Source organism: Pseudomarimonas salicorniae, assembly GCF_023156535.1.
In the GTDB taxonomy this organism is placed as follows: domain Bacteria; phylum Pseudomonadota; class Gammaproteobacteria; order Xanthomonadales; family Xanthomonadaceae; genus Pseudomarimonas; species Pseudomarimonas salicorniae.
Genome location: NZ_JALNMH010000022.1, coordinates 20,138 through 29,785 on the forward strand (window position 1 = coordinate 20,138; position 9,648 = coordinate 29,785).

Here is a 9,648-nt window from a genome sequence, read left to right on the forward strand (position 1 = left end):
ACTCTGCGCCGCCTGGGGCGGCTCAAGACGCGTATTGTGCCGCATCTTGGGACTGGGGTGGAAGACGGGACTCGAACCCGCGACATCTGGAATCACAATCCAGTGCTCTAACCAACTGAGCTACATCCACCATAGATTTTTCATCCGCCCCAGGATCCATCCCTGGAGCGATCACCGGTCGGCATCCTGCCTCCCCGGCGACTTCCACTCGAACTGCCACCGGCAGTTCGAACAGAGCGTGGATGTCGCCACCAACTGAGCTACATCCACCTTAGATTTTTCATCCGCCCCAGGATCCATCCCTGGAGCGTTTGCCGGTCGGCCCGAGGGCGTTCCGGCTTCCTGCCAACCGCGCCGTGGCGCGCCCGACAGGAATCGAACCTGTAACCGCCGGCTTAGAAGGCCGGTGCTCTATCCAGTTGAGCTACGGGCGCCTTGAGCCTGCGGTCCGACCTCATTGCCTGCATCCGCTGCCCTGAAATGGTCGGGGTAGGGGGATTCGAACTCCCGACGTCCAGCTCCCAAAGCTGGCGCTCTACCAGGCTGAGCTATACCCCGAGACTTCGGGCGCAGGCAACTGCGCGTCAGAAGACCGCGAATGATAGGCAGGCCCGGGGGCGCCGTCAATGAATGCGCGGCAACCGGTCGCTGCTCCGGCTATCCTTCGCGGCCTGCCCCGTCGCCGGAGACCGCCATGAGTCCGACCCGTATCCTTCTGCTCTGCGCCGCCCTCCTCGCCGCAGGCTGCGTCGACCGCGAGGCGCAGCAGCGCGAACGCGCCGCGCAGATGCAGGCCAGGGCCGAGGCCGCCGCCCGCGAAGGCGCCGCCCAGGTCGACGCGGTGATCCGTGACGGCAAGATCGAGATCGCCCATGCCTACGCCGTCGACGTGGTCAGCCGCTACGGCAATACCGAAGCCGGCCGCGCGCTGGCCGCCCGTCTCCCCGAACTGGAGAAACAGGCCGGCGCGATCGCCGAGGCACGCCGCCTCGATAACCTCTGGACCTACCACAAGGTCGACGATGCCGAAGCCGGCGGCATGGTCTACACCGCCTACATCCACGGCGTGTCGCGGGGCGCCGGCAGCGCGCCTCAGGTGCGTCTGGTGATCCGCCGCCACCCGTCCTGGGGCCAGAGCATCTACCTGCTGATGGACAGCGGCGGGGACTTCGCCTGCAACGACGAGTGCCGGATCCCGCTCACCGTGGACGACGGCGAGCCCCGGCAGATCCTCATCAGCCGCGCCAAGGACAACGTCCCGCCGGCGGTCTTCATCGAGGAAGACCGCAAGGTGCTGCCGATCATCGAGAAGGCCCGCCGACTGACAATCGACCTGCCGCTCGCCGGCGGCAGCAGCCGAGACTTCGTCTTCGAGGTCTCGGCGCTGAAGATGGACGAGCTCGGCCCGCCGCCGAAGGGCAAGTGAGCAGCGAACCCAGGGTAGCGGTCCGGCCCTACTTTCGGGCGACTACCGGGGAGCTGCGATGCTACCGGTCGGCTCGCGCCCGCCGGCCTTCCAGGCGACCTGCCCAGTCCGCCATCTCCGCATAGCGGCGGCTGCCGGCGATGCGGTCGCGCTCGAACCTTTGCATCGCGACCGCAAGCGCCTGCCCTGCCGCCGCCGGTTCTGCCTCACCGACAAGACTGGCCACGAACGCCTCGGCGGCCTGCAGGTAGTCGTTCTCGGGGTGTCCCTCCGGGAAAGGCGTCAGCGCTGCTTCCCTGAACGCCGCAAGGGACTCCTCCCAACATCCCGCTTCGATGCAGGTCACGCCAAGCCCGATCAGTCCATTGCGACGCTGCGGGGTGCGCGACGGCTGATCCTCCAGCAGCGAGCGCATCCGGTCCGCGGCGCCCTGCGCATCACCTGTCAGGCGGAGGATGCCGGCGCGCTTGATGTAGACGCTCTGCAGCGCATCGCCGCCCGGCTCGATTCCGATCGCGCGATACAGGGACTCCGCCTCGTCAAGGGTCTGCTCCGCGGCTTCGATCCGTCCGAGGAGCATCAGCACCCAGGCGATGCCCTCGGTGACCAGGGCCTCGGGATAGGGTCGTTTGGGTTCGCCCGAGCGAAGCAGGGCCAGCGCCCGCCGATAGGCGTCAAGCGCCTCCTGGTATTGCCCGAGACGCCAGAGCGGATCGGCGAGGTTGTTGTACTCCACCGCCATCCGCGGATCATCGGCGCCGACCAGGGCCTCGCGCTCGGCCAGCTGTCGCCGCTGGGCCAGCAGGGCCTCGTTCCAGCGACCCGAATCGCCGAGCAGGCCGACCAGCATCCCGCGAACCTGGATTGCCTGCAGGCGGTGTTCTTCTGTCCGGGGAAGCTGCTCGATATGCAGGAGCGCCTGGCGTGCATGGGATTCGGACTCGGCGTAGCGCCCGCGCTGTCGCTCGGCTTCTGCCAGGATGTTGTAGGCCCGGGCCAGCGCCCCGTGCGCCTCGGGCGCGGCGTCCCGGATTCTCTGTATTCCCTGATGTGCGCGGGCGAACCCCTCCTCCTCGGCGTCGAAGTGGGTCAGGCGCGTACCCACCACAACTTCCAGTTCCCCCAAAGCAAGAGGCGTCTCCTGCAGCGCCTGCTCGCCAGACTCGGCGAGGAAGTCCAGCACCGCGCGGACGCTGCCCAGGCCCCGCTCGGATTCCGGCGACATCCGCCGCACGCTCTCGATCAGGAAGTCCTTGCTGGTCTGGGCCTCGAAGCGCGCCCGCTCGGCCACCGCCCTCGCCGCCTCGGCGCGCTGCAGCATCCACAGCGACACCACGACGCCGACGGAGAGGGCCGCGATCACCAGGGCCGCGGCAGTGCGCCGCAGTCGTCTCTGCGGCGCGCGGTCCAGGTGGTCCAGCGCCTGCAGCACGCTGACCGGCGACGGCCGTGCCGCCGGCGCGTGCGACAGCATCGCCTCGATCAGGCCGGCGAGCGGGCCGGTCGCCTCGTGCAGCCGGCGCCGGTCCGCCGTTTCCCGGGATGCGTGGGCCTGCTTGAACGCGGCGAACGAATCGCGCTCCAGCGGATAGCGACCGGTGGCCGCGACATGCAGGGTGGCGCCCAGCGCCCAGACATCACTTGCCGGACTCGGCGCCGCGCCCTCGAAGAGTTCGGGCGCCATCGCCACCGGACTGCCGAACCGCGCCGGAGCGCCCTGCTGGGCTGCCACGGAGGCGCCAAAGTCCATCAGCAGGGCGCGCCCCGAGGCATCGATCCAGACATTGGCCGGTTTCAGGTCGCCGTGGACGATGCCCTGCTCGTGCACCGCCCCCAGCCCGGCTGCGAGGTCTCCGGCGAGGCGTCGCAGCGCCGCCTGCGGCAAGGGGCCCGACTCCCGCAGGCGCGCATCCAGCGTGCTGCCCTCCAGCAGATCGGTCCATAGCCCGGCCAGCTCCCCGTCGACATCGGCACCGTGGATCGCCAGCACCCGCGGATGGTGGACGCGGGCGTGGCGCCGCGCCTCGCTGATCAGGGACTCCGGGGGCGCCTCGACGTCGGTGAAGAGTTTGAGCGCCACATCGCGATCAAGCACCGGGTCGCGAGCCCGGAACACCTGCGAGAAGCTGCCCGCGCCGATCGGCTCGAGCACCTCGAGCCGGCCCCAGCGGAACGGGCATTCCGGGAGCCGGGAGACCGCGCTGGCAGCCCGCAGCCTGAACAGTTCGCGCAACCGCGCCAGCCGACCCAGCTGGCCAGCGAGGCGACGCGAGTCGGCGTCCAGACCCGCCGGATCGAACGACAGCGAGGATTCGCCGTCGGCCACGCGCAGGCTGAGCAGGTCCAGCGAGGCGTCCGGGCCCACCGGTTCGCGCGGCTCGATGCTCATCGCTCCCCTCTTGCGGCGGGGCCGGTCCAGCAGACGGGATTCACGTCGATCCCGTCGAGTCCTGAGGCATCCGCGCGGCAAGCTCGCGCAGCGAGCGGGCCACCAGCATGCGCGCGGCATCTGCGGACGGCGCACCCAGCTCCTCGGCGATCTCGGCGTAGGACAGATCGAACTCCAGGCGCAGGACGACGGCATCCCGCGCCCGGGTGCCGAGCGATTCGAGCGCCTGTTCGTATGCCTCGACCAGCTGCAACTCGCCGAGCTGCGCACTCAGGCCGGGCTCTCCGGCCGGCAGGTCCAGACGCTCGGTGGAGGCTGGCTGCCGGCCGGCACGACGCAGCTCCTCCTTGACCCGATTGAGCAGGATGCCGCGCAGGTAGGCCATGAACGAGCCCTCGCCCCGCGACTCGAAACCATCGAGCTGGCGAAACGCGCGCAGCAGGGTGACCTGCACCAGGTCCTGCGTGTCGGCGATGTCCCGCGCATGGGACGGCAGCCGTCCGCGTGCCCATCGTCGAAGCCGCTCGCTACAGCGCCTGAACAGCGCGTCCCGGGCCTCCGGGTCGCCCTGCTGCGAGCGTTCGATCAGTTGCTGCGTCGCCTCGGAATCCATCGCCCCTCCTCGGGGGATGCTCTCCCGAGGCATGGACGAAGTTCAAGCCCGGGCGCGGACGGAGCCGCGCCCGTGACCTGCCGATGCGCGGACGGCTCATGACCCGCTGCCCAGCGGTAGCGCCTCGAAGCCGGTGACGAACAGGCGGCCGGGCAGCGCGAGGGGCTGGACGAAATGTCGGGTCCAGCCGGAGGACGGCGACTCGATCAGGGTGGCCGAGTGGCTGCGCACCTCGTACTCGTAGACCCGATCCGCCACCGCCTTGGCGTCCAGGAAGCCGTGCGTCGGGCTGCTGCCGAGCAGGATCACCTGGCCGTCCGGCTGTCGGCGATACACGGTGTAGCCGGTGACCCGATCGTCCTCGACCGGCGTCCACTGCAGCTGGACCAGGCTGGTGGAGGCATCGGAGTGCACGCGAATATCCTTCACCACCGGCAGGCCGCCGACCTCCACCCGCAGCACGTCATTGGCCGCATCGGCGTCGTCGATCGGCGCACCGGGATTGACGGTGAGGAACAGCGGCCGGCGATCCGCGGGATCGAACCCGGACGGGACCGGAACGTCGAGTTCGATCACCTGCATCGCGCCGGCGACGTCCAGAGCGGTCAGGACTTCGATGTCGGCGGCCGCGACGCCCGCCGGCCGGCCCCAGTTCGCCGCCAGCATGGGCGCCTCGATGGCGGGACCGCCGCGGTTGATCAGCGACACGCGCACCCGCACCAGTCCGCCCGGCTGCAGGCGCGCGGTCTCCGGCTGTGCGGACAGGATGGCGAAATCGGCGCGCACAGGGTCGATGCCCAGCGCAACGTCCGGATTGTCCTCGACGCCCTTCTCCGCCGCCATCCGCGGCCGGGCCTTGGAACCGATGGCCTTCAGCGTCGCACCGGGCAGCGCCAGTCCTTTCGCCGCGGCGGTGAGGATGTCGCCGTTGAGCGGATTGATCACGGCATCCAGCCCCCAGTTGATCCGCCCGTCATTGGTCAGCGCCACCGGCAAGGTCGCGGCGGGCACGATCAGCTCGAGGCGGGCGAGGTCACCGGTGCCGGAACGCACGCCCACGGGATCATCCTCCCGGATCTGGCTGTTCGAGAGGTAGCGGAACAGCGCCGATATCCGACCGTCCTGGCCGCGCACCAGCCTTGGCTTCTCGACGTAGAGGCTGCGCCCCAGCGCATCCAGACGCGGCTCATCGGTCCACAGGCACAGACCCGCGTTGTCGCACTCCGCCCAGGCCGTGTGCAGGGCACGACGCGAGCCGATAAAACGCTCGGCGTCGGCAGAGATGGTGTAGGCGACCAGCAGCCGGCCCGAGGCCGGATCGTAGACCGCATCGGGAGAGGCAATCGATTGCGGAACGCCAACCGCGTCGCGTGCCGCGCCGAGCTGCGGCAGGCGATAGCGCAGCACGCGCTGATGCATGTCGTAGACGCCGGCGCCGGCGACGGGGTTCTCCACCCAGAGCAGGGTCGGCTGGCCGGCGTGATAGACCGCCTCGGGCTGCACCTGCTTGGCGGTGTTGCCCGGGTCCACCGCCTGCGGCGTGGTCCAGGCGCTGCCGTTGAACTCCGCCCAGCGCACCTCTAGGTCGTGCTGTGCCAGATCGCCCGCGCGGTCGTGCTCCCAGGCCGCCAGCACCCTCCCCCCCGCCGGGCAGCCCGGCTCGCCGGGGGGGCATTCGGCCAGCACCACACCGCCATCGCCGCCCATCCCCGGCGGGGTCAGGGGCAGCACCGGACCAAAGCTGTCGCTGCTACGATCGTAGACGGAGTACACGAGATGCAGGGCGCGGGTAGCGGTCGAGATCTGTCTCGGGTCGATGGACAGGAAGGCCGACTCTGACAGCTGGGTCTGGCTCCACACCACCACCGCCCGGTCAGGATTGACGAAGGCGATCTTCGGACGCATCGCGCCGCGGCCGGCGATCAGGTCGTAGCGCTTGACCAGCTGGCCCATCCAGCGCTGCTCGACCACGATCTTGCGTCCGGCCTCATAGGCCACCCAGGCGCGACCGATCGCGTCTGCCGCGATCGCCGGGCGACTGATGTTGGTCGGCGGGGCGATCGGCGAGCCCTTGCGCTGCGCGCTGGGCACCGTGCAGCTGGGCGGCTCGGCGATGGTGAACAGGGTCAGCGTATCGCTGGCTTTCACGCACAGGTCGCACCAGCCCACCGCGGCGGTGTAGCCGAGATCCAGGTCGAAGTTGAAGCAGGGGTTGATGCTGGCCGAGCTGCTGTCGATGACGCTGACCGGCATGCTGAGGCCAATGGTCGGCGAGGCGGCCACCTGGGCGGAGACGATACCGAACAGGGCCGAGAGGTCGAAGAAGATGTCGAGACCCGCGGCGACCACGGGCTCGGCGGTGAAATTGATCGAGATGCGCTCGAGCGTGGCGATCACGTCGCCGAAGTAGCGGAAGTACACGCCGAACCAGATGTCGGCGCCGAGTGTCGCCGCGGCAATCGGCGGCACGCCCCAGGCGTAGCGGAAGATCGGCACCGCGCCGGTCTCGAATATCGTCTGAAGCTCACAGGAACCGAAATCGGTCAGCACATTCGGCCGCGGAAACGCCGTGCCCAGCGGATCGCTGTGACGGCAGCTGCTCTTCTGCTTCTGCGAACCCGACGCGCCGCTGGCGCCAGAAATATCGGAACTGCTGGGCGCAGGATTGCTCGGCCGGTTGCTCACCTGTCCCGGCGAGACCGCCGAGCGGGTCCGATTGCTGACCACACCGGCCTGGATCGACTGGGTGATGGTGGCCTGGCTGGCCTGGTCGTTCTGCATCGGCCCGATGCCATAGGTCGACAGCGCCTGGTTGCTTGACGGGCCGGTGTCGGCCAGCTGCATGCGCGCGGTTTCGCTGGCGCGGATGTGCGCGAAGTCGGCCTTCCAGGTGATGCGGATATCCTCGTACTGCGAGCGGTCGAGGAACCAGCGCGGCCCTTCCTTCACCCGCACATGGAACTCCGTCTCGACAAGCGTGCCGGTGCTGCCGACCTCGCCGCGGATCCGCATCCTGTATGCGCCGGCCGGCAATCGGTGCATGCCGGGAATCGCCGCACTGAAGCTGCCGCCATCGGTGTCGCAGCGACTGCCCTGGGCATCGAAGCTCATCGGAAAATCGAACTCATCCCCCAGGGTCAGCACCACGTTGTTCAGCTCGCCGAACAGGGCCTGGTTGTAGTCGATCGCGACCACGGTGTCCTCGACCGCGCCGAAGTCACCGGGCAGGGCGTGCGGGAAGCTGATCAGGTCGCCGATGTAGGCGGTCTCCAGGCGATAGCCGATGACCTCGCCGCCCAGCACGATCGACTGGCCGGGCTCGACCTGCAGCGGCAGGTTGCCGATGTAGGGCGTGCTCTGGAAACACAGGCTGCTGCTGGCGGGCAGGTCGGGCAGCGACACCACCAGCGGACCGGAGAATGGATCGTGCTCGATGGTGAACTCACCGTCATGGCGATTGCGCAGCAGAAGCCTGCCCTCGTCGGTGAGCTGAACGTCGAAGCGCACGCCGGTGGCGCAGTTCCGGTCGTTGACGTAGCCGAGGCCCTGCGCGACCGCCGAGACGTTGATCGTGAAATTCGCCGGCGCCGGGCCCGGCACGACGGTGTTGATGTCGGCGGCGCTGGCCGCGGCACTGGCCGCCGAGAGCAGGACGAACTCGTAATAATTGAAGGTCTTGGTGGCGATCCCCTCCTCCGGCGCTTCCGAGCCGGTGAAGACCAGGGTGTCCGAGGCCGGGCAGAGCCCGGGATCGACGAACTTATGCGCGGCCGAAAACTGGTTGTCGCCGAGGAACGGCGCTGCGCCAAGGCCCACATGACCATATCCGGAGAGGTTCTTGGCTGCCCCGCCGCCCTTCGTCGTCGCAAAGGGATTGCCCTGCAGCGCCACATTGCGGCGGAAGCTGACCGCGGCCCCGGCCACCGGGGCGCCCGACAGCGTCTCGACCCGGACGCTGATCGGCACAGCATCGAGTTCCGCCAGCGGCAGCGTGCCCAGCGCGAAGCAGTCGGAGTCGCCGGTCTCGGGATTCAGATAGACCAGGCCATCCTGGTCGATGACCTGGTTCAGGTACTGCGGCGGCACGCCATCGACCAGCGAATTGATCCGCGCCTGGGTGACCGAGAACTCACCGTCCGCCTGCATCGACACCTGGGCGGTGGCCACCGGCAGGCAGCGGCCATCCACCCGCAGGGCGTACTTCCAGTTGAGCTTCGAGGCGTCCAGCCCGTCCGGCACCTCGATCCGCCCGGCGATCGTGAATGGCTCGCCCGGGCGCACCTCGCGCGGACGCTGGATGACCGACGGCCGGCCGAAGTCGGTCCGGCTCGGGGTCAGTCGGGTGAGCAGGCCCGAAGCCGTCCCCGCGGCCTGACCCGCGAACTGCTGCTGCAGCCGCACGTCCAGCGCGTCATCCGCGCCGGCCATGGGAACCGGCATGGGAAAAGTGAGCGACATCGCTTCGGCGGTCACCGCCGCGGGACCGGCGACCCGGAATCCGTCAACGCGCAGCGTCACCTGCGCGCCCACCGTCAAGCCTTCAAGGCTTGCGGTGACCTGCTCGCCGGGAAACGCTCGGATCGGGTCCAGCCCAAGCTCCGGCGTGGCCAGGACGCGCAGCGCTGCCAGCACCTCGTTCCCGCCCCCGCGAAGCCGGACCATCCAATCCCCTGCGGGCAGCGGTGGAAGCAGGCGTTCGACCGACAGGCGCCCGGCCCCATCGGTCCCGGCACTGCCCAGTGACTCCTCCTGCGCGGGCGCACTCCGCACCAGATCGATCAGGTAGCGGGTGTCGGCCGCAAGACCGCTCGCAGACAGCTGCACGGCTTCTCCCGGCGCGGCCAGCGGCGGCGTCAGATCCAGGTTGGCTGCTGACGTCAGCGCCGGCAGCCAGGACAGAACAGCGGCCAGCAGGATTCGACTCAACGCTTTCATGCGCACTCCCCTTCTGTGGTGCTTGCAGGGGGAAATGCCGCGAACGGAAAAACCGAACACCGGAAGGCGAGCGGACATCATGCGGCCTGCCGATGACCTCCGAAGCGCGGGGTCCGCCGCCTGAACATCAACGGACGCATAGGGGCAGTTCGGGCGCGAAGCAGACCTTCCGCAAAACCCGAATGTAGACACTCTGTTCCCTGTCAAGCGATTTCTTGGCTCGGGAACAGCCTGCTCCCGTCGTACTTTTCTGGGCTTTTGACGAGGGTCCAGGCAGCGGTGAGC

4 protein-coding genes and 3 tRNA genes are annotated in these 9,648 nt (G+C 69.1%); 1 reads left to right on the forward strand and 6 read right to left on the reverse strand.

Annotation, left to right across the window (positions count from 1 at the left end; all coding sequences use genetic code 11):
- Positions 1 to 53: 53 nt before the first annotated feature.
- The 3 genes from M0G41_RS18155 to M0G41_RS18165 all read right to left on the reverse strand — a co-directional run bounded on the left by M0G41_RS18155 (position 54) and on the right by M0G41_RS18165 (position 558).
- Positions 54 to 130: transfer RNA gene (locus M0G41_RS18155), tRNA-His, on the reverse strand.
- Between the two features lie 227 nt (positions 131 to 357).
- A tRNA-Arg gene (locus tag M0G41_RS18160) sits at positions 358 to 434 on the reverse strand.
- 47 nt (positions 435 to 481) lie between these two features.
- A tRNA-Pro gene (locus M0G41_RS18165) sits at positions 482 to 558 on the reverse strand.
- Between the two features lie 136 nt (positions 559 to 694).
- On the opposite strand from M0G41_RS18165, the gene M0G41_RS18170 reads away from it, so the two are divergent.
- Complete coding sequence (locus M0G41_RS18170; RefSeq protein WP_248211614.1) at positions 695 to 1,426, forward strand: hypothetical protein; 732 nt, start codon at positions 695 to 697, stop codon at positions 1,424 to 1,426.
- A 61-nt stretch (positions 1,427 to 1,487) separates the two neighbouring features.
- On the opposite strand, the gene M0G41_RS18175 is transcribed toward M0G41_RS18170, so the two are convergent.
- The 3 genes from M0G41_RS18175 to M0G41_RS18185 form a co-directional block, all read right to left on the reverse strand.
- Positions 1,488 to 3,815: a serine/threonine-protein kinase gene (locus tag M0G41_RS18175; RefSeq protein ID WP_248211615.1), complete on the reverse strand. Its 2,328-nt coding sequence runs from the start codon at positions 3,813 to 3,815 to the stop codon at positions 1,488 to 1,490.
- A 40-nt stretch (positions 3,816 to 3,855) separates the two neighbouring features.
- Positions 3,856 to 4,428 (reverse strand): RNA polymerase sigma factor, encoded by a 573-nt coding sequence (locus M0G41_RS18180; RefSeq protein ID WP_248211617.1) that lies wholly within the window; start codon positions 4,426 to 4,428, stop codon positions 3,856 to 3,858.
- 96 nt (positions 4,429 to 4,524) lie between these two features.
- Entirely contained in the window at positions 4,525 to 9,363 is a 4,839-nt protein-coding gene (locus tag M0G41_RS18185) for a fibronectin type III domain-containing protein (protein ID WP_248211619.1), read from the reverse strand.
- Positions 9,364 to 9,648 lie beyond the last annotated feature (285 nt).